Origin of the sequence: Marinomonas balearica (assembly GCF_004362145.1) — a bacterium.
GTDB classification, from domain to species: Bacteria; Pseudomonadota; Gammaproteobacteria; order Pseudomonadales; family Marinomonadaceae; genus Marinomonas; species Marinomonas balearica.
The window spans coordinates 224,005-250,314 of record NZ_SNXC01000014.1; the positions used below are offsets into that span (position 1 = coordinate 224,005).

Sequence of the window (26,310 nt, forward strand, 5' to 3'; positions counted from 1 at the left end):
GCTGTTAGAGAGGTATATGTGAGAATTGTTTTTGCCGTTGTAATGGCATTGTTTGTAAATCATAGTTTTGCAAAAAGTATAGCGGATGTCCGGATTGACGGTTTGTTGCTTATGCAGCCTTCTAAGGCGTTTAATATTATTGGATTTAAGCAAGGTCAGCAGTATGACTCTGATAATGTATACAGTGCTATTAATGCACTGTTTGCATCTGGCTACTTCAGTGACATTCAGGTGTATGAAGAAAATGATGTTCTAATATTTGATGTGGTAGAACGTCCGGCAATTGGTGATTTGACCATTGAAGGCAATGATCTTATCGCCACTGAAGATCTCGAAAAAGGCTTAAAGTTCTCAGGATTAGTTGTAGGCGAGACATACAAACCCGATACGATTAACCAGATTGAGCAAGAGCTTCAGCGTCAATATTTCTCCCAAGGTCGTTACAGTGCTGACGTAGATATCGACGTCACGCCATTACCTCGAAATCGCGTTGCGGTAGCAATAAAGATTGAAGAAGGTGATACGGCTAAGATTGTTCACGTCAATATTGTTGGAAATAACTCGTTTTCTGATGAGGAGCTGACTAAGAACTTCTTGTCTGTAGAAACTGGATTTTTTAACCCTTTTAGCTCAGCAGATGAGTATTCGAAGCCCAAATTACAAGGAGATTTGGATACTCTGAAAAGTTTTTACTTAGATCGAGGGTATCTAGACTATACGTTAGAATCCAGTCAAGTCAGCATATCTCCCGATAAACGAGATGTATATATTGTCATTAACCTCAACGAAGGTCAGCCTTATAATATCGGCCAGCTAAGCTTAAGCGGTGCACTTCCAATTGATGAAGATCGTGTTTGGAAACACATAGATCACAATACAGGGGATGTTTTCTCTCGTACTCAAATTACACGAATTATTGAAAACATATCGACAGAGCTTGGCGATGAAGGATACCTTTTTACAAATGTAAATATCATTCCTACAAAGCACGATGATCTAACGGTTGATTTGGCCTATCAAATATCCCCTGGCCCAAAAGTATATGTGCGAAGAATAAATTTTAAAGGAAACAGCGAAACTCGTGATGAAGTACTTCGACGTGAAATGACTCAATTTGAAGGCTCGCTTGCAACGCACTCAAAAATCGAAGCATCTAAACGTGCTATTCAGCGCCTAGGATTCTTTGGGGCGGTTGATCTGCAAACTCAAAGAGTGCCTGGTACGTCTGACCAAGTTGATTTGGTCGTTTCAGTTGAAGAGCAAGCGTCAGGAAGCATACAGGCTAGTGTTGGGTATTCTGAAACAAATGGAACCGTGTTGGGTTTCGGTGTGTCCAAACGAAACTTTTTGGGGACAGGTAATAAGTTGTCATTCAGTGCGAACCGTACAAATCAAACTCAAAATTACGTTCTATCCTATGATAACCCTTACTTCACCGTAGATGGCGTAAGTCGAGGCTATTCTGTATTCTATAAAACCAGTGATCACGATGAAGATGATGTCGAAGACTATGATCTTGATGAAATTGGAGCAAGTGTCTCATTTGGTTATCCTATTTCCGATACACAACGCTTGGCTTTTGGTGCGACGATAAAAGAGACGGGAATCGATTTAGGCTCTAACCCGTCGAATGAGACCAAAGATTACATCGAAGAATATGGTGATTCTTATAATGATCTTATTGCAAATGTCACGTGGACAGACAGTGATCTAGTAGGAGGGCTTTTGCCTGTTGATGGTTATTCTACAAAGTTGGCGTTTGATGTTGCTACCCCTGTTGGTGATCAAAGTTATTACAAGGTGGCATTAAACTCTCAGCGTTACTGGGGGCTTAATGAATCTTATCTTTATTTGTTTAGGCTGAAAGGTCGCTTGGGTTATGGTGCAGGATACGGAGATACGGACCGACTTCCATTTTTCGAGAATTATTTTGCTGGCGGTTCACGAACGGTTCGCGGTTTTAGCTCTTCATCGTTAGGCCCTAAGAACTCTTATTCTGACAGTACGGATACCTCTGCAATTGGCGGGAATATATTGCTGGCGGGTACAGCAGAATTTATATTCCCTATGCCAATGGTTGAAGATCATAAATCCGTCCGTACATCCATTTTTCTAGACGCAGGTAATGTCTTTACAGATTATTGTTATTCTGGCAATACTACCTGTGAAGAAGGTATCGATTTTTCTGAAGTCAGGTTTAGTCTAGGGTTTAATTGGACTTGGATTACACCGATAGCGCCGCTCTCGTTTAACTTTGCTAAGGCTCTAAACTCGAAAACTGGCGACACTACCGATTTCTTTCAGTTCCAGTTAGGGACTACATTCTAAACTTTTGAAGTGGGATAAGACTGTGAAATTATATTTATTAGCGTTACTTGCGGTATTTTCCATTAATGTCGTGAATGCGACAGAAGTTGCTGTTGTGGATATGCGCGCAGCCTTGCTTCAAAGCAGTGCTGGCCAAGAAGCTTCTCAAGCACCGCGTTCTCAAGTGCAAGCGATGGAAGCTCGATTAAACAAAGAAAAAAACTCCGTGAATGAAATGATCGATGCTTTTAAACGAGACGAGCTTACGCTTTCTCAAGAGCAAGCGATGTTAAGGAAAAAGGAAATTTCGTCGGCACAAGCCAAAGTACGTAACATGGAAGTGAAAATGCAAAGACAAGCGCAGGCGCTTGAGCAGAATGTGATAAAAACACTGCTTCCTAAAGGTGAGGCTGCATTAAAAGCAATCATAGAAACGCAAAAATTAGATTTGGTGCTGAACCGCCAAGTGGTAATTTATGCTGGTCAATCCATTGATATTACATCGCAATTGGTTGAAGAGTTAAATAAAGGAAAATAAATGAGTTATCGGCTAGGCGAGTTAGCAGATTTGGTGTGCGGTGAGGTAGTGGGTAACCCTGATTATCTGATCCAGTCATTGAGCACATTAGATGCAGCGACACCTGTGCAACTGAGCTTTTTAGCTAACCCTAAATACGCTAATCAGTTGAAAACAACAAATGCCGGTGCTGTATTGATTAAAGATGCCTCGCTAGTTTCGTCTCAAGGTAATGCCATTGTCGTAGGAAATCCATATCTTGCTTTTGCAACGATAACAAAACATTTTGAAAGAGATACCTCTATTTTTTCAAAATCGGATTCTGATAGAGTGAGTCCTGATGCCAGAATTGCGAAATCTGCCACAATAGGAGTGGATTGTGTAATTGAGCCAAATGTTATTGTTGGTGAAAATGTTGTATTGGAAGACCGTTGTTATTTGGGGGCAGGTACCGTTCTTTCCCGAAACGTTAAGGTGGGTGAAGGAACTCGCACGTTTCCTAATGTAACTGTATATCATGATGTTGAGCTAGGTAAAAATTGCATTGTTCATAGTGGTGCAGTGATCGGCTCAGATGGTTTTGGTTTTGCACTTTCTAAAAATGGTTGGGTGAAGTTCCACCAAATTGGCAGTGTTGAAGTGGGTAACAATGTGGAAATCGGCGCGAATACGACCATAGACCGCGGAGCGTTGGAAAACACTAAAATTGGGCACGGTGTAAAAATAGATAACCAAGTTCAAATTGCTCATAACGTAGTAATTGGGGATAATAGCGCGATTGCTGGTTGTGCTGCCGTAGCTGGCAGTACAACGATAGGAAAAAATTGTACGATTGCGGGCGGTGTTGGCATTGTTGGTCACCTAACGATTACGGATAATGTTCATATCACCGCTATGACGCTAGTAAGTAAATCAATTAATAAGTCCGGTTCATATTCATCAGGCACGGGTGTAGATACTACCGATAAATGGCGTCGATCTGCTGCTCGGTTTAGACGAATTGATGATATGGCTAAACAAATTTCCGAGTTGGAAAAACAAGTTAAAAAGCTTTTGATAGAAGGTTAATCTTAAATGATGGATGTTAATGAAATTCGCAAGTATTTGCCTCACCGCTACCCGTTTTTGCTGGTAGATCGTGTTACAGAGCTAAATCTAAGCGACTCAATAGTTGCCTATAAAAATGTAACGGTGAACGAGCCTTTCTTTAACGGCCATTTCCCTGATCATCCAGTAATGCCTGGTGTTTTGATTATCGAAGCAATGGCGCAGGCGGCAGGTGTTCTTGGTTTTAAAACAATGGATAAGACACCAGAAGACGGTTCTATCTATTATTTCGTTGGAGCAGATAATACTCGTTTCAAAAGACCTGTTGTTCCTGGTGATCGTCTTCAGTTAGAAGCGAAAATCATCACAGAGCGTCGTGGTATTTGGAAGTTTGAGTGTAAAGCGACAGTAGAAGGTGAACTTGCGTGTTCAGCGACAATTTTGTGTGCTGATAGGAAGGTATAGTGGCAATACACCCTACTGCAATTGTTGATAGCAGAGCCGAAATCGATCCAAGCGTCGAAATTGGGCCATTTTGTGTAATTGGTCCTGACGTTAAAATTGATGCCGGAACTGACGTAAAATCTCATGTTGTTATTAATGGGCATACTTCCATTGGTAAAGATAATGAAATTTATCAGTTCGCTTCCGTAGGGGAAGCGAATCAGGATAAAAAATATAAAGGTGAGCCAACTAGATTAGTAATTGGCGATCGTAATGTCATTCGTGAAAGTGCAACGATTCATCGAGGCACAGTGCAAGATAACAGTGTCACAACTATTGGTGATGGCAACCTCTTCATGGCAAGTACCCATGTGGGGCATGATTGCATCGTTGGCGACAATAACATTTTGGCGAATTACGCCGCTTTGGCTGGGCATGTCACAGTAGGTGACTCTGTCATTCTCGGGGGATATACCGGAATTCATCAGTTTTGTCAGGTGAATTCTTACAGCATGTGCGGTATGGGCTCAATGGTTACCAAAGATGTACCACGTTATGTCATGGTTTCCGGGAATCCGAGTAAAGCTCATGGTATGAATTTTGAAGGTATGCGCCGCCGTGGTACTCCAGCTGATGTTATCAAAGCATTGAGGCATACTTATAAAGTAGTATACAAAAAGGGCTTGCCTCTTGAGCAAGCCTTAGCGGACATCGAAAATAGCGTGTTTTTTGAAATGTCTGAAGTGATCGCTTTTGTTGATTCAATAAAAGCCTCCAATAGAGGCATTGTCAGGTAGTCCTAGCTTCATTGTATGGCCCTTCGGTAAATTGAAGTAACGTAATATCTTATTACGTTACTTCAACACTTTATTGCCGAGGGGCTTTTTATTATCTTCATACAGAATCTTTCTAATTATTATCCAATTTACAAAGTGCTTCCATTAAAGGGGATCAGGTGAAAAAGTTTGTCATTGTGGCTGGGGAAGCCTCCGGAGATATTCTGGGAGCGAGCTTAATTCAACATCTAAAGCTACTTTATCCTGATGCGATGTTTGTAGGCATTGGAGGCCCACTTATGATTAAGGAGGGGCTTACCAGTTTGTACCCAATGGATCGACTTTCCGTGATGGGGTTGGTTGAAGTGTTAGGGCGTTTAAAAGAGTTGCTTGGAATTAGAAAGCATATCTTCAATCACTGTATTGAATTGCGTCCAGATGCATTTATTGGCATTGATTCTCCTGATTTTAATATCCCCCTTGAACGCCGTTTAAAAGAACGAAATATCAAAACCGTTCATTATGTCAGTCCTTCTGTTTGGGCGTGGCGACAAAAACGTATATTCAAGATTAAAAAATCGATAGATTTAATGTTAGCGCTGTTTCCGTTTGAGATGGAAATTTATAAACAGCATGATATTCCCGTATCTTGTGTTGGGCATACTTTAGCGGATGAAATTCCACTTCATTCAGATAAAGGAAAAGCACGGGTTGAGTTAGGTGTCAATTTAGAAAATGACGCTCCTGTGTTTGCTATTTTACCCGGTTCTCGTCGTGGGGAAGTTGCACGTCTTGCTCCGTTGTTTGTACAAACAATGAAACATATCAAACAGAGCTGCCCTAATGCGCAATTTATTCTACCAGCAGCAAATAAAGACAGGCGAGATCAAATCGAAGAAGTATTGTGTCAGGCTGATATGGAGGCTTACATTATCGATGGTCAGTCACGCACTGTAATGGCTGCCAGTGACGCAATATTATTAGCATCTGGAACGGCTGCTTTGGAGGCTATGCTTGTTAAGCGTCCGATGGTTGTAGCATACCGCTTTACTAAATTAACCTATGCCATTATGTCCAGAATGCTGAAAGTTCCTTATGTGTCGCTTCCCAATTTATTAGCGAATAAAATGCTGGTTCCTGAGTTAATTCAAGATGATGCAACGCCTGAAAATTTGGCGAAAAATGTCGTTGAGACTTGGAAGCACTTTTCAGAAGATGGAAGTGTGGTGGCAACTTATACAGATTTGCATAAATCACTCAAACTTAATGCAGGTGAAACAGCCGCTGCCGCTGTACAGCATCTGATTACTCAGAATTAAAATCGGAGAAGTAGGTGAGTATTATTGAGCCCTTCGTAAGTGATGTGTATCTTGGAAACCTCCTAGCCGGTGTTGACGAAGCTGGACGTGGACCTCTTGCAGGTGATGTTGTCGCAGCAGCGGTCATTTTAGATCCTAATAACCCCATTGATGGGTTAAATGATTCTAAGAAAATTTCTGAAAAAAAAAGGGAGCGGCTGTATTCTGAAATAGTAGAGAAAGCCCTATCTTTTTCAATTGCTCGAGCAAGCGTAGCTGAAATCGACGACATCAATATATTGCACGCCAGTATGTTGGCAATGGCAAGAGCGATAAACGGCCTGCCTATTGCGGCTGAGCATGCATTAATTGATGGTAATCGAGTGCCTCCCCAATTGATCTGTTCTGCCGAAGCGGTAGTAAAAGGTGATGCTAGACATCATGCCATCGCGGCCGCATCAATACTTGCTAAGGTAACGAGAGATCGAGAAATCGTTGCAATGGCTGAAACATATCCTCAATATGGATTTGAAAAACATAAAGGTTATCCTACCGCAGTGCATTTAGACGCTATTAAGCAGCACGGTGTATGTGAAATACACAGAACCAGCTTTGGCCCTGTAAAGCGGGCACTTGAGTGCAATTAGCAGTTTGTTTGAAATCGCGACTGAATTATTTAAAAAGGTACGTTGAATGTCTTCTTTTATTCACCTAAGGCTCCATACAGAATTTTCCCTTGTAGACGGGTTGGTCAAAATTAAAGGCTTGTTGGGTGAAACCGAAGCGCAAAAAATGCCTGCGGTTGCCATTACAGATGAAAATAATCTGTGTGGCTTTGTCCGATTTTATAAAGGTGCTATGGATAAGGGAATTAAGCCCATCTGTGGTGCGGATGTTGTTCTTGAGGCACAAGGAGACGTTGAAGTCAGAACGCGTCTCACTTTATTGGCAATGACTAACAAAGGTTATAAAAATGTCATTGAAGTGATCTCCAAGGGTTACCAATTGGGGCAACACGAAGGTCGGCCGATTGTTCAGCGTGCTTGGGTAGAAGAGCACAGTGAAGATGTTATTGCTCTCTCAGGTGGATTGCAGGGCGATGTAGGATTCTTGCTAAGTAAGTATAAGACACAAGAAGCGAAAAAATATTTAGATTATTGGATGTCTGTTTTTCCTGATCGTTTCTATGTTGAATTGGAACGTACTTCTCGAGCAGGGGAAGAGGATTATATTCATGCAGTGATACCTCTGGCTTCGCAAACGAATTGCCCAGTTGTTGCAACTAATGATGTCCGGTTTCTGAAAAAAGAAGACTTTGAGGCACATGAAGCGCGAGTTTGTATTCATGATGGTGTGACTCTGGATGATCCTCGTCGAGGACGACGTTATTCAGAAGAGCAGTATTTTAAAACAGCAGAAGAGATGGAAGCTGTTTTTGAGGACATTCCAGAAGCCCTTGAAAATACAGTAGAAATAGCGAAGCGTTGTAATGTCGATGTTTTATTAGGCAAGTACTTCCTTCCAGACTACCCTGTGCCTGACGGTATGACGATGGAAGAGTTTTTTAACGAACTTTCCTATAAAGGTCTTCAAGATCGAATGGACATCTTGATCAAAAAAGACGGAAACCGCATCGTTGAGAGAAAGCAGGAATATCTTGATCGCCTGGATTTCGAACTCAATATTATTAATCAGATGGGATTCCCAGGGTACTTTCTGATAGTAATGGATTTCATCCAATGGGCTAAAGACAATGACATTCCCGTCGGTCCAGGACGAGGATCCGGTGCAGGATCGTTGGTGGCATACGCTCTTAAGATCACGGACTTGGATCCACTAGAATACGACCTGCTATTTGAACGTTTCTTGAACCCAGAACGTGTCTCCATGCCCGATTTTGATATCGATTTCTGTATGGAGAACCGAGATAAGGTAATTGACTACGTTGCGCGTACGTATGGTCGTGATGCGGTCTCTCAGATTATTACTTTTGGAGCGATGGCTGCGAAAGCGGTAGTGCGAGATGTCGCGCGCGTGCAGGGTAAGCCTTACAGTCTTGGTGATAAGTTATCGAAGCTCATTCCATTTGAGATTGGAATGACGTTGAAAAAGGCGCTTGAAGAGGAACCCGCTCTGGTCGATTTCATCGAAGCGGATGAAGAAGCAGCCGATATTATGGATATGGCCTTTTCTTTAGAGGGCGTAGTACGGAACTTTGGTAAACACGCTGGGGGTGTTGTTATCGCACCCACTAAGCTCACTGACTTTGCGCCGCTTTACTGTGAAGAAGATGGCAGTGGGTTGGTCACGCAATATGACAAAAATGATGTAGAAGAAGCGGGGCTAGTGAAGTTTGACTTCCTTGGCCTGAAAACGCTGACCGTTGTCGATTGGGCGCTAGGAAACATTAATGCCTTACATGCAAAAGAAGGTAAGCCGCCACTCGATATCGCATTGATAGATTTGGAAGACAAATCTACCTACGACTTGCTTCAACGAGCGGAAACGACCGCAGTGTTCCAGCTGGAATCTCGTGGTATGAAGGAGCTGATTAAGAAGCTATTGCCTTCACGTTTTGAAGACATTATCGCATTGGTTGCTTTGTATCGCCCAGGACCTCTTGGTTCAGGCATGGTTGATGACTTTATTAACCGAAAACACGGTCGTGCAGAGCTGGCGTTTCCGCATCCTGATTATCAGCATGACGATCTAATCCCCGTGTTGGAACCAACATACGGCATTATCTTGTATCAAGAGCAGGTAATGCAGATTGCACAGGTGCTTGCGAAATTTTCGCTAGGTGGCGCGGATTTACTTCGTCGTGCAATGGGTAAGAAAAAGCCAGAAGTAATGGCAGAGCAGCGCCTAATATTCATGGAAGGTGCCTCTAAGAACAACATAGATAAAGACCTCGGCGGTAATATCTTCGATCTAATGGAGAAATTTGCTGGTTATGGTTTCAACAAATCTCACTCTGCAGCCTACGCATTAGTTTCCTATCAGACTGCATGGCTGAAGAATCACTACCCTGCGCCGTTTATGGCGGCGGTACTTTCTGCCGATATGCAGAATACCGATAAGATCGTTATATTCATTGAAGAGTGTCGAGCTATGAAGCTGACACTTGAGCTTCCTAACGTCAATGAGTCGGTTTATAAATTTACCGTTAACGAAGCCGGTGCTGTAGTTTATGGTTTGGGCGCGATTAAAGGGGTGGGCGAAGGGCCAATTGAAGCGATTGTTGAGGCTAGGCAAGATGGGCCGTTTGAACATATTTTTGATTTCTGTCAGCGGGTTGGTCGTAAAGTAAATAAACGAGTTATGGAGGCGCTAGTGCGTTCTGGCGCCTTTGATACGATAGGACCGAATCGATCGACGTTATTTGCCAGCATTGATGAAGCGCTAAAACGTGCGGATCAAAATGCGAAAAACGAAGACGCTGGCATGATGGACTTGTTTGGCGTGGCCGTCGAAGAGTCCACTGAAAATGCTTATGATGAAATTGGTATTCAACATGAATGGCCAGGACGTCAGCGATTAGACGGTGAAAAAGATACGTTAGGGCTTTATGTAACAGGACATCCGATCGAAGATTATGAGCATGAGCTCCGCCGCTTTGTTCGATCTCGCATTGTAGATATTCAACCTAAGCGTGATACGCAAGTGTTGGCAGGTCTAATTGTTGAGATGCGAGTTACCAAAAGTAAGCGCGGCGGTAATATTGCTTTTATGACGCTCGATGACCGATCTGCACGAATAGAGGTCACGGTTTTCCCCGATAACTATGAAACATTTAAAAGCGTTATGCTTGCCGATGAAGTCGTAGTGATAGAAGGTGAAGTCAGTATCGATGAGTTCCGCGGTGGGCAAAAAGTGATCGCTCGAAATGTATTGAGCATGGCGCAAGCGCGCATACGATATGTTGAGGCGCTTCGTATTGATTGGAAGGACACGAATGTTACTCCAGCGGACATTGACCAATTAGCGAAAAAAATGGCACCGTACAAAGGTGACGGCTGTGATGTCGTCATCGGATTTGATACAGATAAGGCGCTCGGCGATGTTCGTTTGGGGCCAGCATGGAAAATTCGCCCAGATGATGAATTAATTCATGAGTTACAGAAACAATACGGTAAACAAAATGTGCAGTTGGTGTATAATTAGCGGCATTTTAGCGTTTCAATAATATGTACCGCGAATATCGGGTGTGGAAAGGATGCTTGTAATGCGGACATCCTGTAGAATGACGACAAACAAATAGCAGTGTATTTATAATGAATCTAGATTATTTACCTTTTGAGCAGCCGATTGCTGAGCTTGAACAAAAAATAGAAGAATTACGATTGGTCGGAAACGACAACGAACTTAACATTAGTGATGAGATCAGTCGTTTAGAAGATAAAAAAATTGCACTTACTCAAAGCTTATTCAGTAATCTTGGCGCATGGGAAGTTTCACAACTAGCTCGACACCCTAAACGCCCTTACACCTTGGATTACATTGAACACGCTTTTACTGACTTTGAAGAGATGCACGGTGATCGCCATTATGCAGATGATCGTGCCATCGTTGGTGGTATCGCCCGGTTAGATGATCGCCCAGTAATGGTAATCGGTCATCAAAAAGGCCGTGAAGTTAAAGAAAAAGTACTGCGTAATTTTGGTATGCCTCGTCCAGAAGGCTACCGCAAAGCATTGCGTCTTATGGAAACCGCTGAGCGTTTCAAAATGCCTATCGTTACCTTGATTGATACTCCTGGGGCTTACCCCGGTATCGGTGCCGAAGAGCGAGGTCAAAGTGAGGCGATAGCGTACAACTTGGCTGTAATGTCTCGCCTTAAAACACCAATTATATCGACGGTAATTGGTGAAGGTGGTTCTGGTGGCGCGTTGGCTATTGGCGTTTGTGATGAACTCATGATGTTACAGTACGGTACGTATTCTGTAATTTCTCCTGAGGGTTGTGCATCGATTCTTTGGAAGAGTGCAGATCGTGCATCGGATGCTGCTAAAGCAATGGGTATCACTGCACAAAGGCTACAAGAGCTTGGTCTTGTTGATACTATTATCCAAGAGCCTCTTGGTGGCGCACACATTAACCATGCTTCTATGGCGCAAAGCTATAAAGAAAATGTGCTAGAGGCTTTGGATCGTATGGAAGCACTGTCTGAAGATGAACTGCTTGAACGCCGTTATCAAAGATTAATGGCCTACGGTCTGTAAATATTATTCAAATTTGCTCTGCTTTGATTTTCTATATCGGAAAGCAGAATGTTGAATTTTTGAAACCTCTCATTTACGCTGAAAAATAATTCGGATGTTTAAATGAGGGGTTTTTTGCGTTTAACTTGTTGAATAATTTTCTCGTTTTTTAGGATTTAGTCGCCGTGTTAAAGTTGGATTCTAATACTTTACGATCATTTCTCTTAGATGCGGGAGATGTCCCAATCAGTATCTGGGTTGCCTATAGTGGCGGGTTAGATTCTGAAGCATTATTGCATCTCGTTTCCTCCGAACTTGAATCAATTCAAAAAATACACGGCAATGTCTGTCTAAAGGCGATCCACGTACATCACGGTGTAAGTGCTAATGCAGATTCATGGGTAGAACACTGTCGACATTCCTGCGGTTCTTTGCAGATTCCTCTCGTTGTAGAAAAAGTTACGGTGTCCTCTTCAGGTTCGTTTGAAAATGCTGCAAGAGATGCGCGGTATCAGGCGTTTTCAAAACATCTTCAAGCTCGCGATGTGTTGCTGCAAGCCCATCATGCGAATGATCAGGCAGAAACCTTACTGTTTCGGCTAGAGCGTGGCACAGGATTAAAAGGCATGGCAGGCATCCCTAACATTCGACAGCTCAATGAAGCGGTCATTTGGCGGCCTTTACTTCACTATTCAAGAAGTCAACTTGAAGAATATGCCGCGCTGAATCAACTTTCTTGGCTTGAGGATGAGTCTAATCAAGACCAATCGTATAGACGGAATTTTCTGCGTCACAGCGTACTTTCGCCTTGGCAAAAGAATAACGTAGAGATAGCTGCTAGACTCTCGTCAAGTGCTTCGCGCATCCGGCAAGAATGGCAGGTCGTTTCTCGACTTGTTGATTTGGCGTTATCGTCATGGTGCCATACTGATGGTAGCTTGCTGCTAAATTCGTTACCGATGGGCGAAGAGAGTTATTGGATCACGGTATTTTTGAATAAGAGTGAGATTTCACTGACCTCTGCACAGGCCGACGCTCTTATGGATATGTTATTTTCGGATGTCGGAAAACAGCCAGAATATCGCGGAGCTGCGTTTAGGTTAGCTCGTAGAAATCAAAGACTGTATGTGCTGCCATTGGAAAGAACGCCCAGCGTGGGGGAGCTTGTGCCAAATATTTGGTTTCATTGTGCTTTTGGAAAAATTAAGGCAGATAAGCCTTTGACGCTTAAAGTACGGCCAATCGGAGAATCTATAGCATTAAAAAATGGCTTTCATCGACCTCTTAAAAAGTGGTTGAACGACCAAAAAATACCGACTTGGTGGAGAGATCATTTGCCCTACCTCTATGATGGGGAAAGATTGGTCGCGATTGGGGATCTATGGAATCACCCCGATTGGCAAGGAAGGGTTGAATGGGAGCAAGGTAGCGAACTCATCTTTTGTTTAGACTGAGTTATTCGCAGGCTCCCTAGGGTTGGATCGAGGTATTTCAGCGTCTTCTGATGTACGTACGTTCTTGGAGCCTAATCTCGACGATATTGGTCGTAAAACAGTAACCTATATTAATAAGCTTACGCCTTATATTGGAGACCTTCCTGCAACGCCTCCAGAAGAAGCGGGAGAAATCGCTATTTTATTGCAAAGCATCGCGCATGAAGTGGCATTTAATAACCTTTCAATAAAAGAGGGAGCTGATAAGTTTTATAAAAAAAGCAGTCAGATAGTCCAAGTTAGTTGAGAGGTGTTGGTTAACTGTATCTGAATGCGATCAAGCTTGATCTTTTATTGTTTTTAATTATGAAATAATGAATTGCTTTTGCCACTATTTATTGCTTATTTGTTCGGTTGTAACATGGCAGTCATTCAGTTGGGCAATTGCAGGGAAATAAGTCATGTTTTGCCCAGTTTATATAAGCTAATCGCCTTTGTGGCGGAGTGGGGTGATATGTCAAAGGTGGCGTTTGTTTCTCATGGTGGAGGTCCGCTTCCGATATTAGGTGATCCGGAGCATTTTGAACTGGTCAATACTCTCAAGTCGCTGTCTTCTGATTTAGGAGATCAGCCGTCTGTCATTGTTGTTGTTAGCGCTCATTGGGAAACCGAAGGGTTTGAAATTACAGCGCTGGCTACCCCTGATTTGGTATACGACTATTATGGTTTTCCTGAAGAATCCTATCAATTAACTTATCCAGCTCAAGGAGCGCCTGAGCTCGCACAGGAGTTAACGAATACTCTTTTAGAACGCGGTATTAATGCGCGACTGAATAAAACCCGTGGCTACGACCACGGTGTGTTTATCCCGTTAATGTTAATGTACCCAGAGGCTAACATCCCCGTACTTGAGATGTCAGTTGATTGTTCATTAGACCCTGAACTTCATTGGAACATGGGGAAAGAGCTTGCGAATGCGTTACCGGAAGACGCGTTGATTATTGGGTCGGGTTTTAGTTTTCATAATATGCGAGCGTTTTTTAGCCCAAAAACAGCGAGTGTTAAAGCTAATGTTAATCGCTTTCAGACTTGGTTGGATGAGACTGTCACGCAGGAAAATCTTTCTTTAGAAGATGCAAAAGCGCGTTGGAAAGGCTGGGCGACGGTCGAAGGGGGGCGTTTTTGTCATCCACGAGAAGAGCATTTGATTCCCGCGATTGTGTGTCACGGTGCGGCACAAAAACAAGGGCATTCGATACCGTTTGAAGCGCTTGGAGTGGAGGCTCGCCATTTTAAGTGGTAACGAAAAGCAGCTTCGAATTGTTGTTGTTAATGTGAACTTAACTCGACGCGATTGAAGGTACATTAATTTTTACATTTAGCACTTATTTAAATCTCTTTCAGTGTCTTCTTTCGTATGAACATTGAGAGGCTTTGCAAACATGAGTTTTTGAGAGCGTTTGTTAGGCATAAGCGATGTAAAAATTAATTGGAGAATATCTATGAAAATGTCTGACCTTCGACACATTGACGTATTTGATAAGGTTCTCATTCATTCATTAGAATCGAGTTTGTACCAACTTTCGGTTGTGGTAAATGGAAAAGAAGATTACGTATATAAAGATACTGGTGTGTTTTTAACAAGTCATAACAAGCTTGATCTACAGTCTCTTTTTACGGATAAAATTGTGAGTGAAATGGTCTTGTGCCACCAAAGTGCTTACGATGAAATGGTCGGACAACCCGTAAGAAGCGGTCCTAACTTATTGGAAGTGCCAATAGGAAGAGCGCCTTTGTCTCTCTAGCTAAAACCGGCTTTCGATGGGTTGCTCTTTCGTAGGCTCATTGTTTCAGTATGGGATCTTTACTGATGAGCTGGATGTCTTCGTTTTCATTTGCCCCGTGATATTTATGAACATGCCCAAGCGTTGCGTGGGCATGTTCTCGCATAATCATTTCAGCACGAGCGCTTTGTCTTGAGGCAAGGGTCATGTAGATATGATGATGTTGTGTGTGGGCAAATAAAAAACGTTTTGTTTCTTCCCTCATATTTGTTTTGTCGTATGCAAGCGCATTTACGGATGCGAATGGAATATGTTCGTCACGACTTAGGGCAATTGAAATCGCGCGGTTATCGGCCACATCAATAATGAGTTGATGAAACGCTTTATTCATCGTGTGATATAGCTCAATGTCTTTTTCCGACAAAGGTTCGTTTGATTGAAAGAGTTCGTCACCTTGTTGTAGCAATTCTTCAAAGCGCCTCTTTTGCTCGTCAGTTAAGCCTTTTTCAGCAGCGCGTCTCGCGGCCAGACCTTCTAATGCGCCTCGCACTTCTACAGCGCCTTCTATTTCTGCAATCGAAACGGACCTTACTTCATATCCGCGGCCAGGAAGTTTATTAAGTAAACCTTCCTGCTCTAATGCTCTGAATGCGAGTCGAATTGGTGTCCTCGAAACGCCCAGTCTGTCAGCAGTGGGGATTTCTGCTAGCCGCTCATTTGCTTTGAACTCTCCTGAAAGAATCATTTGTCTGAGCGTTGTAAGTATTTGCGGCCCTGAATTTGCCATATGCGAAGTGAACCTGCTTTTGAAATTAGTTTATTGGATCCAATGATTGGCTTATTTCTGATAAAAGGCGACGAATTATGCATTTATTGGATCCATTTTTCGATATTTTAAATACGATAAATGGCCTGATTCCTATTATATTGGATCCAATAAGAACAAAAAATTAATGGAGCCTAAGATGACGAATCAAACTTATCCTAAAAATGCATGGTATGTCGCGGCCATGTCTGAAGAAATTGGTCTAGAAAAGCCGCTTGGAAGGACAATATGTGGTGAGCGTATCGCTTTTTATCGGCCGTCTGAAAATGACATTGCCGCTGTATTAGACTTTTGCCCTCACCGTGGCGCTGCATTGTCGCTTGGCTATGTCGAAGACGGTTTATTAGTGTGCGGATATCATGGGTTAAAAATTGGAGAGGATGGAAAAACCAAAGAAATGCCTTTGCAGCGAGTGCAAGGATTCCCATGTATGAAATCCTACGCGGTTGAGGAACGATATGGGTTTATTTGGGTTTGGACAGGTGACCAATCGAAAGCCGATGAAGCATTGATCCCACATCTCGAATGGGCTGTCAGTGATGACTGGGCCTATGGCGGCGGCTTGTATCACATTAAGTGTGACTATCGCCTTATGATTGATAATTTAATGGATTTGACGCATGAAACCTACGTTCATGCATCCAGTATTGGTCAAAAAGAAATTGATGAATCTCCCGTTTCTACCCAAGTGTTGGGTGGTGAGGTCATCACAAGTCGCTATATGGAAAACATTATGGCTCCCCCTTTTTGGCAGGCTGCGCTAAAGGCGAATGGATTAGCGGATGATGTGCCAGTTGACCGGTGGCAACGCTGTCGTTTTACACCGCCGTCTAACGTCATGATTGATGTGGGTGTTGCCCATGCAGGAAAGGGTGGGTTTGATGCGCCTAAAGAGTTTAAAGCCAGTAGTATCGTAGTGGATTTTATTACCCCTGAAAATGACGATACGATGTGGTATTTCTGGGGAATGGCGAGAAATTTCAAACCGAATGATGATGCATTAACGGACAATATCCGTGACGGACAAGGCGGCATTTTTCAGGAAGATTTAGAGGTATTAGAGTGCCAACAAATTAATCTAAAATCGTTTCCAGAGTACGATCTATTAAAGCTAAATATTGACGCTGGTGGTGTGCAATCTCGTCGTATAATCGAACGAATTATTCAAGAAGAGCAGAAGTCGTCTAAACAGGAAAGTACGGCTAATAATAGTGCTACAACATCAGGGAAGAATGAGGAAATTCCTTTGCAAACGGTTTCCTTTTAATACGTTGTGTCTCTTGGAGAATAATAAAAATGATTGCTGTTGTTGTAAAAAATGTGGTGCTTGAAGCGCACTCTGTAGTGCGCATTGTGTTGGGGCGTGAAGACAATGAAAGATTACCCACTTTCGAAGCAGGCGCTCATATTGAAATTCATTTATCGAGCGGTTTGGTTCGTCAATATTCGTTATGCAGATTGCAAGCGGATGATCGGTATTATGAAATTGCGGTACTGAAGGATCCAGAGTCAAGAGGCGGTTCACGTCAAGTGCATGCGTTAAAAATAGGTGATCGTCTTTCGATCAGTGAACCAAGGAATCATTTTCCGCTTGTTAGTTTGAAACGAAAGTCTCTTCTTATTGCGGGAGGGATTGGTGTAACGCCTTTATTGCCGATGGCTCAAACTTTGGCTCAATCTGGGGCGGATTTTGAATTTCATTATTGTTCGAAATCGCCAGATCACGCTGCTTTTTCAAGTGCTTTGGAAGTCGGAAGTTTCGCCGATAAAATGCATTTTCATTACAGTCAGGTGTCATCGTCTGGGCGTATGGATGTTCGTGAAACTTTGTCTGAAAATTTAGTAGACGTAGAGCTTTATGTTTGTGGCCCGGCTAATTTCATAACCGCCGTTCTTGAAGAGGCAAAAACATTAGGTTGGCCTGAAATTAGGTTACACCGTGAGTTTTTTTCGGCACCAGCACAGGAGACAACAGCGACTGAAAATACAGAATTTACAGTAAAGATTTTCAGTACGGGAGAGGCGTTTTTGGTAGGAGAAGATCAAACGATTTCTCAGGTATTAGATGAGAATGGTGTTTTTCTGCCAGTTTCTTGTGAAGAGGGAGTTTGTGGTACCTGTATGACGCAAGTAGTCGATGGTATACCGGATCACAGAGATGTTTTCTTAACGGATAAGGAGCATCAGGAAGGCAAATTAGTGATGGCCTGTTGCTCCCGATCGAAAACAAAAACACTGACCTTGGATTTGTAACAGATATATTTTCATAAAACGCGTTTTGCTTCATTGAGCAAAACGCGCCTCAATGTTATCATTTCCCCCCGTCCTGAAGGTACATAATCAAGTACCTCTATTTCAATCGATTCTATTTATTTAAGGCGGGCTATTAACACATGGCGACACGATATATTTTCGTCACAGGCGGCGTGGTTTCTTCACTAGGTAAAGGACTTGCATCAGCATCTCTGGCTGCAATCCTTGAATCGCGTGGTCTGAAAGTTACTATGTTAAAACTGGATCCATACATCAATGTTGATCCAGGTACAATGAGCCCATTTCAACACGGTGAAGTTTATGTGACCGACGACGGTGCAGAAACGGATCTGGATTTAGGACACTACGAACGCTTCATTTCTACGCGAATGAGCAAGCGTAATAACTTTACCTCCGGTCGTGTTTACCAAGATGTTTTGAAAAAAGAACGTCGTGGCGACTACCTTGGAGGCACGGTTCAGGTTATTCCTCATATCACTGATGAAATTAAACATCGAGTAATTGCTGGTGCACAAGGCGCAGATGTCGCGCTTGTAGAAATCGGCGGTACGGTAGGTGATATTGAATCTCAACCTTTCCTTGAAGCTGTGCGTCAGCTGAAAGTCGAGTTGGGATCTCATCGTGCGTTGTTCATGCATTTGACGCTAGTGCCTTACATTCGTACTGCGGGTGAGACCAAAACGAAACCAACTCAGCACTCTGTAAAAGAGTTGCGCTCAATCGGTATTCAGCCAGATATTTTGGTATGTCGTTCTGAAGTCAGTATCGAATCGCCAGAACGTAAGAAGATTGCATTGTTTACCAACGTTGACGAGCGCGCCGTTATTTCTTTGCCTGACGCTGATACGATTTATAGAATTCCACAAATGTTGGAAGAGCAAGGGCTTGATAGCTTAATCGTTGAGCGTTTCAATCTTGATTGTAATATTTCAGACCTCAGCATTTGGAATAAGGTTGCTCAAGCTAAACTTAACCCAGAGAAGCAAGTTAACATTGCTATGGTGGGTAAGTATATGGAGCTTCTAGATGCTTATAAGTCTCTTATCGAGGCAATGGATCATGCTGGAATTCACGCTCGTACAAAAGTGAAGTTGCATTATGTTGATTCCGAAAAAGTGGAAGAAGAAGGTACGTCTATACTGGAAGGAATGGATGCGATCTTGGTACCTGGTGGCTTCGGCGAGCGTGGTGTAGAAGGTAAGATCCGTACAGCACAATACGCACGTGAGAATAAAATCCCTTATTTGGGTATCTGTTTAGGTATGCAAGTAGCGGTAATCGAATTTGCACGAAATGTAGCAAATCTTTCTGGTGCACACAGCACAGAATTTAACTTAAAAACAGAGAATCCCGTCGTTGGTTTGATTACAGAATGGACTAACGCAGAAGGTTCCAAGGAAATCCGGTCAGAGGAATCCGATCTTGGTGGAACGATGCGTTTAGGCGCTCAAGACTGTAACTTGGTTGACGGTACGAAGGCACAAGAAGCGTACGGTAAATCAGTGATTAGTGAGCGTCATCGTCACCGTTACGAAGTAAATAACTATTACCTTGATGCTTTAGAGCAAGCTGGTCTTACGATTTCAGGTCGTTCGGCAGACAGCTCTTTGGTAGAGGTTGTGGAAATTGCAGATCATCCTTGGTTTGTAGCTTGTCAATTCCACCCAGAATTTACTTCAACACCTCGATATGGACACGGCCTGTTCAGTGCATTTGTTCATGCTGCACTGAAGTTCGCAGGAAAAGAAAAATAACTTTTGCAAACAGGTGTTTGTGACTATTTCATTTTTTATGAAGGTTCATCTATAAAAAGGGGTTTGTTATGAGTCAAATCGTTGATATTAAGGCCAGAGAAGTACTGGACTCTCGCGGTAATCCAACTGTCGAAGCGGACGTATTTCTTGCTGATGGCGCTTTTGGGTCAGCGTGTGCACCTTCTGGTGCCTCTACCGGTTCTCGTGAAGCTTTGGAATTACGTGATGGTGATAAAAGCCGTTACCTTGGCAAAGGCGTATTGAAAGCCGTTGCAGCTATAAATGGTCCAATTCGTGATGCTTTGATCGGTAAAGAAGCGACTGCACAAGCAGAGCTTGATCAGGTCATGATTGATCTGGATGGAACTGAAAACAAATCTACTTTTGGTGCGAACGCTATTTTAGCGGTTTCTTTGGCGGCGGCGAAAGCGGCGGCAGTCTCTAAAAAAGTTCCATTGTATGCACACATTGCAGACCTAAATGGTACGCCTGGCGAATACTCAATGCCTGTTCCTATGATGAATATCATCAATGGTGGCGAGCACGCAGACAATAATGTAGATATTCAAGAATTTATGGTTCAGCCAGTAGGTGCACCAAACTTTCGTGAAGCACTGCGTTATGGCGCTGAAATTTTCCATGCACTGAAAAAAGTTCTAAATGCTCGTGGTTTAAACACAGCTGTAGGTGATGAAGGCGGCTTTGCTCCTGACTTGTCCTCTAATGCAGAAGCATTGGCTGTAATCAAAGAAGCGATTTCGGCAGCGGGCTATGAGCTGGGTAAAGACATTACCTTGGCAATGGATTGTGCATCTTCTGAATTCTATGAAGACGGCAAATACAACATGAAAGGTGAAGGCAAAGTATTCTCTTCCGAAGAATTCTCTGATTACCTTGCTGAGTTGTGCAACGAGTACCCTATTGTATCAATTGAAGATGGCCAAGATGAGTCTGATTGGGATGGTTTTGCATACCAAACTAAGATTCTGGGCGATAAAATCCAGCTTGTCGGTGATGATCTGTTCGTTACGAACACCAAGATTCTTAAGCGTGGCATAGATGAGAATATCGCTAACTCTATTTTGATTAAATTCAATCAAATCGGGTCATTAACTGAAACGCTTGAAGCGATCAAAATGGCTAAAGCGGCAGGTTACACAGTGGTTATCTCTCACCGTTCTGGTGAGACGGAAGATGCTACTATTGCTGATTTGGCTGTTGGTACGGCTGCGGGTCAAATCAAGACTGGCTCTTTATGTCGTTCTGATCGTGTCGCTAAGTACAATCAATTGTTGCGTATAGAAGAGCAGTTGGGTGGAAAAGCACCATACAACGGCCTGTCCGAGATAAAAGGTCAAGCGTAATCGATTTGTGATCTTTAAAGGGAGAACATTTGTTCTCCCTTTTTTATTTATTTTCTTTGATACGCTTTCGGGGAATAATGGAAGCTTTCTAATAGTATTATTTTCTTTATGACTCAGCGCTTCATTCTTATCATTCTCTTTTCTCTTGTTTGTATCGTGTCGTATCGCCTGTATTTTGGCGATCAAGGTATAAAGCGTCAGGAAGAGTTAGCAAAGCAAATTGAATATCAAGAGCGTATAAACGGACGTTTAAAGCAGCGTAATGATGCACTTCGTGCGCAGGTAAGTGATTTGCGTCAGGGAGAGGAAGCAGTTGAAGAGCATGTTAGAACGGAGCTGCAGTATATAAAAGAAGGTGAAACTTTTTATAGAATGGTTGAAAAATGAGTAAAAAGTTCTGGGTTGTTATTCCTGCTGCAGGTGTAGGAAAACGAATGCAATCCGATTGCCCTAAGCAATATCTAGAAATTGCAGGAAAAACAGTATTGGATCGAACCATCTCGATTTTTGTAGAGCACCCAAGTATTGAGGGTGTTGCCGTAGGAGTCAGTATCGATGATGGTTATTGGAAAGATTCTATTTGGCGCGAGCACCCAAAAATTCACCACTATTTTGGAGGGAGCGAACGTTCCGATACGGTATTGAACGGATTGGCTTACTTGCTTGATAAAAAGCGTGCGACACAACACCAATCGGTATTAGTTCATGATGCCGCTCGCCCTATGCTATCGCAAGCAGGCTTGGACAAAATATTACAACATAATGGCGACGCAGGCTGCATCTTAGCATTGCCTTGTAGAGATACTATTAAGTCCCAAACTGCGCATTCGACAATTCATTCTACTTTGGATCGACGCCTTCTTTGGCAAGCCCAAACCCCACAGTGCTTCCCCATTGGAGCACTAAATAACGCACTAAAAAAGGCCTATGACGAAGGTGGAGAGATTACGGATGAGAGCTCTGCTATGGAGTTAATAGGTTGGCAGCCTGCACTGATCGAGGGAGAGGTGCTTAATTTTAAAATCACGTCGCCTGAAGATTTGATTTTAGCCAAAGCACTTTTAAATTAGCAGCATTTCACAGACGCTTTTAGCCGCGAAGATATTGGAGAATATATGACACCTTTTCGTATAGGCCACGGTTTTGATGTACATAAATTTGGTGAAGGGGATCATGTCGTTTTAGGGGGCGTAACTATTCCCTATGAACGCGGATTAATTGCTCATTCTGATGGAGATGTAGTGCTTCACGCACTAACGGATGCTCTGCTTGGGGCGTCCGCATTGGGTGATATTGGAAAGCACTTCCCCGATACTGACGCAGAATTTGCGGGGGCAGACAGTCGTTTATTAATGAAGCGTGCATACGACAGCGTTGTTTCTTTAGGTTGGAAAGTGGGAAATGTCGACGTTACCATCATTGCGCAGGCACCAAAAATGAGACCGTATATTGATCGAATGCGCGAGAATATCGCAGAAGATCTCAACGTAAGTATTGATTCCGTCAATGTGAAAGCAACGACAACAGAGAAGCTAGGGTTTACGGGGCGAAAAGAAGGGATCGCCGTTGAATCTGTCGCACTGTTATATAAAGTGGATGTTTAATGCTGGAATGTGAAAAAGGTGAGTTGAGCCCGCAACTTAATACCGAATGGTCTTATGCTTGGGGCGCTCCTACTGTTAGTGGTAAGTTTAAAGTTTACCCTCAGGACTTTTATGTCGAAGAGACTCTTGGTTTTGAACCTTCTGGGGCCGGAGAGTTTCTGTATGTTTTTATTGAAAAAATCGGCATAAATACGGATTTTCTTGCTAAACGTCTCGCTCAAATTGCCGATATCTCTGCAAATAGAATTTCTTATGCTGGCGTTAAAGATCGTCATGCGTGTACCCGACAATGGTTTTGTCTACATCTTTTGGGTAAGCCCGTTGATTTCTCTGGGTTGAATGATGCGTTTCGTTCTCCAGAACAAGTGCGTGTTCTTAAAGAAGTCAGACACTCTAAGAAATTAAAAATGGGTGGACACAAAGGTAATCGCTTTGTGCTTAGAATTCGAGAGCTTCACCGACGTGAGAGTGATCAATTTCTTGCTCGTTTGGAGTTGGTTAAGCGCTATGGCGTCCCTAACTATTTTGGCGCACAGCGATTTGGAATTAACGGCAATAACCTGCACCATGGTTTGGATTTTGTAGGGCGTGGAAGGCAAAGCAAACGTCGTTTAAGCAAGACCGAAGGTTTTTGGCTTTCCGCAATTCGATCCTGGTTTTTTAATGAGAGTTTGCATTGCCAAGTTCAAGGTGGCCAGTGGGAGAGTCTTTATGTTGGCGATATCATGCAGTATTGGTCTCGAAATGAACAGCTAAGAGTGAAAGAGCTTTCAAATGATACCTTGTTAGCTTTGAGAACAGGGCAATGCTCTCCTTTACACCCATTATTGAGTGAGGGATGGGAGAAGGGAACGAGTGAGACGCGCGCAAGCATCATACGAAACATCATTGAACAACGTACTGATTTATATAAAGGTTTCTTAACATTTGACTGCTGCCGAGAAGATCGTTTGACACGTTTGATTCCTATGGATATGGCCTGGGAATTGCTTGAGAGCAAAAAGTCTGAAACATCGACACAAGAACCGTCAGAGGATTTGATCTTGCAGTTTGAATTACCTAAAGGGGCATTTGCGACAACAGTGATGCGTGAGTTAATGAATCTTGAGGATTGTTCTCAGTATGTGAGAACCGGTGGGCAAGAGGATAAAAAGTGAGAGTACTCATTTCAAATGACGACGGCTTAGATGCAAAAGGCATTCAAACACTCGCCGAAACGTTATCGGGTGACTATAACACAACCGTCGTTGCCCCTGATCGCAATCGCAGCGGCGCGAGTAACTCGTTGACGTTAACCCGCCCGCTCCAGCCAATTGAAGTGAGAGAAGGTCAATATCGTATTGATGGCACGCCCACTGACTGTGTGAATTTGGCGTTGTCTGGAGCAATAAACGATCAAGAGTTTGATGCTGTTGTCTCGGGCGTGAACCATGGCCCTAATTTGGGAGATGATGTTATCTACTCGGGGACCGTAGCAGCAGCATTAGAGGCTAGACATCTAGGCCGCCCCGCAATTGCTGTGTCTCTTGTTGGTAACACGCATTTTGATACCGCAGCGAAGGTTGTGCTCTTTTTGATTAAAAATCTTATAAAAGACAGCCATACGTTGGCTTTGCCTCCCAAAATTATTCTTAATGTTAATGTTCCTGATATGGCTTACGAGGCTTTATCCGGCTTCAAAATCACACGATTGGGTCACCGTCATTCGTCTCAGCCAGCAGTAACCGCTCATCATCCAAGAGGTGTGGAGAGTTATTGGATTGGTGCGTTATCTGAACCCTATGATGCTGCGCCTGGCACAGACTTTGATGCGATTAAAAATGGTTACGTATCCATCACTCCGATTCATGCGGATATGACATGCCATTCAGTTCTTTCTACTCTCGAAGATTGGGCTGGTAGTATTTCAATATGACGTCTTTGTTGAATGAGTTACTACGCAAAACTGAGCCTCGAGCAGCGTCGATGGTAGCTTATTTACAAGAGTCTGGAATACGGAATACGGAAATATTACAATTGATGGGGAGCTTGCCTCGACATCAATTTGTAGAGTCTGCCTTTTCTCATCTTGCTTATTCTCCAACACCTCTTCCGATTGGAAAAAATCAAACGATCAGTCAGCCGCTCACTGTTGCTCGTATGTCTGAATGGCTGCTTGAAAATGCACGCCATGGCCGAGTGTTAGAGGTCGGAACAGGTTCTGGATATCAAACATGTATCTTAGCCAATATATTCAACAAAGTGCACACCATAGAGCGTCATAAGACATTGTATGACCTAGCCATGAAACGACTTACAAGTTTTGGAGTCTCAAATGTGGAGTTTCATCATGGTGACGGGCATTTAGGTTGGCCGACAAACATTTCGATGGATGCGATTATTGTCACGGCATTGGCATCGAAAGTTCCTCATGCATTGACTGATTCTCTCAAAGAAGGTGGCATACTTATCATGCCAATCGAAGATGAAATATCGTCGATTGGTTGTTGGAAAAAAGAGGGTGAAAAGTGGCGTCGTTTAGGATTTGCTCCAGCGCAGTTTGTACCTATGTTAGAAGGAAAAGAAGATGCCTAAATGGCTAAAAACGTATTTGAGCGGTGTGTTAATGGGAGCTGCTGATGTAGTTCCTGGGGTATCTGGTGGAACAATTGCGTTTATTGTCGGGATTTATGATCGTCTCATTAATGCGCTGAGTGGGGTGAATAAGACCAGTATTGCTATGTTATTAAAAGCTGATTTTAAAGGTTTGTGGAATCACTTTGATCTTGGCTTCTTGTTAGTGTTAGCCGCTGGGATATTAACCAGTATCGTTTCATTGGCTGGTATTATTTCACATGCATTATCTGATTATCCTATTTGGGTGTGGAGCTTTTTCTTTGGTCTAATTTTGGCTTCTGCGTGGATGTTGTCTAGAGAGTTTCCGTTGTCTGATCGCAATAATGTGTTGGGAATGGTTACAGGGATACTCGTAGGCGCGTTTTTATCGATGTTGGTACCCATTCACATTAATGTCACTTTACCTTTAGTGTTTTTTGCTGGGATGATTGCTATTTGTGCGATGATACTGCCTGGAATTTCTGGCAGTTTCCTTCTTTTAATGATGGGATTATATGGAGATATTCTCCTTTCTATCAAAGAATTCAATCTGTTAGTTATTGCAGTGTTTGGAGGAGGAGCATTAGTCGGTTTGCTAAGCTTTTCCAAACTATTAAACTGGATGCTGAATCGCTATCGTGAGCTTACTATGTCTATATTAACTGGGGTTATGTTAGGGGCATTAGTGAAAGTATGGCCGTGGAAAGAAGTGACCGAAATAATGATGGTTGGTGATAAGAAAGTTCCAGCAGAAGAAGCCCTATTATTGCCTTGGAATCTTGAGCATTATTCTTTGTTTGGGGATTTTATTGGGCCAGTATGTGTACTTTTGATAGGTCTATTTACTGTTTTTATAGTCCGATTCTCCACAAAACGCATAAAATAACGAAACTTAACAGGTTTAAACTTATAATAACTTTTGTTCTAGGTGAATGATTCTGACCATATTACTCATAGGTGTACAGCGAATAAACGCTTTTAAGCGTTTATTAAGTTTGACGATAGTAAGTTTGCTATTGTCTGCGTGTGCCTACGATAGTTTCCATTACCCTGATTCGAACTCCAAATCCCGACAAGTTCAAAGCT

25 protein-coding genes are annotated in these 26,310 nt (G+C 42.8%); 24 read left to right on the plus strand and 1 reads right to left on the minus strand.

Annotated elements, in window-relative coordinates:
* The first annotated feature begins 18 nt into the window (after positions 1-18).
* The 13 genes from bamA (at position 19) to DFP79_RS14675 (ending at position 14,828) form a co-directional block, all read left to right on the plus strand.
* Positions 19-2,328, plus strand: a complete 2,310-nt coding sequence (bamA, locus tag DFP79_RS14615; RefSeq protein WP_133504684.1) for an outer membrane protein assembly factor BamA — start codon at positions 19-21, stop codon at positions 2,326-2,328.
* Between the two features lie 22 nt (positions 2,329-2,350).
* Positions 2,351-2,845: an OmpH/Skp family outer membrane protein gene (locus DFP79_RS14620; RefSeq protein WP_133504685.1), complete on the plus strand. Its 495-nt coding sequence runs from the start codon at positions 2,351-2,353 to the stop codon at positions 2,843-2,845.
* A complete protein-coding gene (lpxD, locus tag DFP79_RS14625) occupies positions 2,846-3,892 on the plus strand; it encodes a UDP-3-O-(3-hydroxymyristoyl)glucosamine N-acyltransferase (RefSeq protein ID WP_133504686.1) in 1,047 nt (348 codons plus the stop codon).
* A 6-nt stretch (positions 3,893-3,898) separates the two neighbouring features.
* On the plus strand, positions 3,899-4,336 hold the full coding sequence (gene fabZ, locus DFP79_RS14630; protein ID WP_133504687.1) for a 3-hydroxyacyl-ACP dehydratase FabZ: 438 nt from the start codon (positions 3,899-3,901) through the stop codon (positions 4,334-4,336).
* Positions 4,336-5,112 carry an acyl-ACP--UDP-N-acetylglucosamine O-acyltransferase gene (gene lpxA, locus DFP79_RS14635; protein WP_133504688.1) on the plus strand — a complete coding sequence of 259 codons (777 nt, stop codon included), beginning with the start codon at positions 4,336-4,338 and terminating at the stop codon, positions 5,110-5,112. Before fabZ ends, lpxA begins: the two co-directional genes overlap by 1 nt.
* Before the next feature lie 158 nt (positions 5,113-5,270).
* Positions 5,271-6,410 (plus strand): lipid-A-disaccharide synthase, encoded by a 1,140-nt coding sequence (gene lpxB, locus DFP79_RS14640; RefSeq protein ID WP_133504689.1) that lies wholly within the window; start codon positions 5,271-5,273, stop codon positions 6,408-6,410.
* Between the two features lie 23 nt (positions 6,411-6,433).
* Positions 6,434-7,036 (plus strand): ribonuclease HII, encoded by a 603-nt coding sequence (gene rnhB, locus DFP79_RS14645; protein WP_166637715.1) that lies wholly within the window; start codon positions 6,434-6,436, stop codon positions 7,034-7,036.
* Positions 7,037-7,082: 46 nt separating this feature from the next.
* Complete coding sequence (dnaE, locus tag DFP79_RS14650; RefSeq protein ID WP_133504691.1) at positions 7,083-10,553, plus strand: DNA polymerase III subunit alpha; 3,471 nt, start codon at positions 7,083-7,085, stop codon at positions 10,551-10,553.
* A gap of 110 nt (positions 10,554-10,663) precedes the next feature.
* On the plus strand, positions 10,664-11,611 hold the full coding sequence (accA, locus tag DFP79_RS14655) for an acetyl-CoA carboxylase carboxyl transferase subunit alpha (protein WP_133504692.1): 948 nt from the start codon (positions 10,664-10,666) through the stop codon (positions 11,609-11,611).
* A gap of 164 nt (positions 11,612-11,775) precedes the next feature.
* Complete coding sequence (tilS, locus tag DFP79_RS14660; protein WP_133504693.1) at positions 11,776-13,044, plus strand: tRNA lysidine(34) synthetase TilS; 1,269 nt, start codon at positions 11,776-11,778, stop codon at positions 13,042-13,044.
* A 22-nt stretch (positions 13,045-13,066) separates the two neighbouring features.
* The gene (locus tag DFP79_RS14665; protein ID WP_133504694.1) at positions 13,067-13,330 is read left to right on the plus strand and encodes a hypothetical protein; all 264 of its coding nucleotides are present in this window, start codon (positions 13,067-13,069) and stop codon (positions 13,328-13,330) included.
* A 207-nt stretch (positions 13,331-13,537) separates the two neighbouring features.
* Entirely contained in the window at positions 13,538-14,326 is a 789-nt protein-coding gene (locus DFP79_RS14670; protein WP_133504695.1) for a DODA-type extradiol aromatic ring-opening family dioxygenase, read from the plus strand.
* Positions 14,327-14,525: 199 nt separating this feature from the next.
* Positions 14,526-14,828: a DUF6482 family protein gene (locus tag DFP79_RS14675; RefSeq protein ID WP_133504696.1), complete on the plus strand. Its 303-nt coding sequence runs from the start codon at positions 14,526-14,528 to the stop codon at positions 14,826-14,828.
* Between the two features lie 37 nt (positions 14,829-14,865).
* Here DFP79_RS14675 and DFP79_RS14680 read toward each other — a convergent pair whose 3' ends face one another.
* Positions 14,866-15,594 (minus strand): GntR family transcriptional regulator, encoded by a 729-nt coding sequence (locus DFP79_RS14680; RefSeq protein WP_133504697.1) that lies wholly within the window; start codon positions 15,592-15,594, stop codon positions 14,866-14,868.
* Positions 15,595-15,772: 178 nt separating this feature from the next.
* Between DFP79_RS14680 and DFP79_RS14685 the strand changes: the two genes are divergently transcribed.
* The 11 genes from DFP79_RS14685 to DFP79_RS14735 all read left to right on the plus strand — a co-directional run bounded on the left by DFP79_RS14685 (position 15,773) and on the right by DFP79_RS14735 (position 26,110).
* Complete coding sequence (locus DFP79_RS14685; RefSeq protein WP_133504698.1) at positions 15,773-16,900, plus strand: aromatic ring-hydroxylating dioxygenase subunit alpha; 1,128 nt, start codon at positions 15,773-15,775, stop codon at positions 16,898-16,900.
* A gap of 29 nt (positions 16,901-16,929) precedes the next feature.
* A complete protein-coding gene (locus DFP79_RS14690) occupies positions 16,930-17,886 on the plus strand; it encodes a PDR/VanB family oxidoreductase (RefSeq protein WP_133504699.1) in 957 nt (318 codons plus the stop codon).
* Positions 17,887-18,026: 140 nt separating this feature from the next.
* Complete coding sequence (locus DFP79_RS14695; protein WP_133504700.1) at positions 18,027-19,661, plus strand: CTP synthase; 1,635 nt, start codon at positions 18,027-18,029, stop codon at positions 19,659-19,661.
* A 68-nt stretch (positions 19,662-19,729) separates the two neighbouring features.
* Positions 19,730-21,025, plus strand: coding sequence for a phosphopyruvate hydratase (eno, locus tag DFP79_RS14700; protein ID WP_133504701.1), 1,296 nt, complete (start codon positions 19,730-19,732; stop codon positions 21,023-21,025).
* Between the two features lie 108 nt (positions 21,026-21,133).
* Positions 21,134-21,412, plus strand: a complete 279-nt coding sequence (locus tag DFP79_RS14705; RefSeq protein ID WP_133504702.1) for a septum formation initiator family protein — start codon at positions 21,134-21,136, stop codon at positions 21,410-21,412.
* Positions 21,409-22,095 (plus strand): 2-C-methyl-D-erythritol 4-phosphate cytidylyltransferase, encoded by a 687-nt coding sequence (ispD, locus tag DFP79_RS14710; protein ID WP_133504703.1) that lies wholly within the window; start codon positions 21,409-21,411, stop codon positions 22,093-22,095. The genes DFP79_RS14705 and ispD overlap by 4 nt, the downstream gene beginning before the upstream one ends.
* A 45-nt stretch (positions 22,096-22,140) precedes the next feature.
* Positions 22,141-22,629 carry a 2-C-methyl-D-erythritol 2,4-cyclodiphosphate synthase gene (ispF, locus tag DFP79_RS14715; protein ID WP_133504704.1) on the plus strand — a complete coding sequence of 163 codons (489 nt, stop codon included), beginning with the start codon at positions 22,141-22,143 and terminating at the stop codon, positions 22,627-22,629.
* Positions 22,629-23,786, plus strand: coding sequence for a tRNA pseudouridine(13) synthase TruD (gene truD / locus DFP79_RS14720; RefSeq protein WP_133504705.1), 1,158 nt, complete (start codon positions 22,629-22,631; stop codon positions 23,784-23,786). The genes ispF and truD overlap by 1 nt, the downstream gene beginning before the upstream one ends.
* The gene (gene surE / locus DFP79_RS14725; RefSeq protein WP_133504706.1) at positions 23,783-24,544 is read left to right on the plus strand and encodes a 5'/3'-nucleotidase SurE; all 762 of its coding nucleotides are present in this window, start codon (positions 23,783-23,785) and stop codon (positions 24,542-24,544) included. Before truD ends, surE begins: the two co-directional genes overlap by 4 nt.
* The gene (locus DFP79_RS14730; protein WP_133504707.1) at positions 24,541-25,203 is read left to right on the plus strand and encodes a protein-L-isoaspartate(D-aspartate) O-methyltransferase; all 663 of its coding nucleotides are present in this window, start codon (positions 24,541-24,543) and stop codon (positions 25,201-25,203) included. Before surE ends, DFP79_RS14730 begins: the two co-directional genes overlap by 4 nt.
* Positions 25,196-26,110, plus strand: a complete 915-nt coding sequence (locus DFP79_RS14735) for a DUF368 domain-containing protein (protein ID WP_133504708.1) — start codon at positions 25,196-25,198, stop codon at positions 26,108-26,110. The genes DFP79_RS14730 and DFP79_RS14735 overlap by 8 nt, the downstream gene beginning before the upstream one ends.
* Positions 26,111-26,310 lie beyond the last annotated feature (200 nt).

Bases quoted from the DNA above. Each gene is read 5' to 3' on its own strand.
- DFP79_RS14695 (WP_133504700.1), top strand. From the start codon at position 18,027: ATGGCGACACGATATATTTTCGTCACAGGCGGCGTGGTTTCTTCACTA.
- lpxD (WP_133504686.1), top strand. From the start codon at position 2,846: ATGAGTTATCGGCTAGGCGAGTTAGCAGATTTGGTGTGCGGTGAGGTA.
- DFP79_RS14685 (WP_133504698.1), top strand. From the start codon at position 15,773: ATGACGAATCAAACTTATCCTAAAAATGCATGGTATGTCGCGGCCATG.
- ispF (WP_133504704.1), top strand. From the start codon at position 22,141: ATGACACCTTTTCGTATAGGCCACGGTTTTGATGTACATAAATTTGGT.
- fabZ (WP_133504687.1), top strand. From the start codon at position 3,899: ATGATGGATGTTAATGAAATTCGCAAGTATTTGCCTCACCGCTACCCG.
- ispD (WP_133504703.1), top strand. From the start codon at position 21,409: ATGAGTAAAAAGTTCTGGGTTGTTATTCCTGCTGCAGGTGTAGGAAAA.
- accA (WP_133504692.1), top strand. From the start codon at position 10,664: ATGAATCTAGATTATTTACCTTTTGAGCAGCCGATTGCTGAGCTTGAA.
- DFP79_RS14705 (WP_133504702.1), top strand. From the start codon at position 21,134: ATGACTCAGCGCTTCATTCTTATCATTCTCTTTTCTCTTGTTTGTATC.
- DFP79_RS14730 (WP_133504707.1), top strand. From the start codon at position 24,541: ATGACGTCTTTGTTGAATGAGTTACTACGCAAAACTGAGCCTCGAGCA.
- truD (WP_133504705.1), top strand. From the start codon at position 22,629: ATGCTGGAATGTGAAAAAGGTGAGTTGAGCCCGCAACTTAATACCGAA.
- DFP79_RS14670 (WP_133504695.1), top strand. From the start codon at position 13,538: ATGTCAAAGGTGGCGTTTGTTTCTCATGGTGGAGGTCCGCTTCCGATA.
- dnaE (WP_133504691.1), top strand. From the start codon at position 7,083: ATGTCTTCTTTTATTCACCTAAGGCTCCATACAGAATTTTCCCTTGTA.
- DFP79_RS14675 (WP_133504696.1), top strand. From the start codon at position 14,526: ATGAAAATGTCTGACCTTCGACACATTGACGTATTTGATAAGGTTCTC.
- eno (WP_133504701.1), top strand. From the start codon at position 19,730: ATGAGTCAAATCGTTGATATTAAGGCCAGAGAAGTACTGGACTCTCGC.
- DFP79_RS14680 (WP_133504697.1), bottom strand. From the start codon at position 15,594: ATGGCAAATTCAGGGCCGCAAATACTTACAACGCTCAGACAAATGATT.
- DFP79_RS14735 (WP_133504708.1), top strand. From the start codon at position 25,196: ATGCCTAAATGGCTAAAAACGTATTTGAGCGGTGTGTTAATGGGAGCT.
- DFP79_RS14690 (WP_133504699.1), top strand. From the start codon at position 16,930: ATGATTGCTGTTGTTGTAAAAAATGTGGTGCTTGAAGCGCACTCTGTA.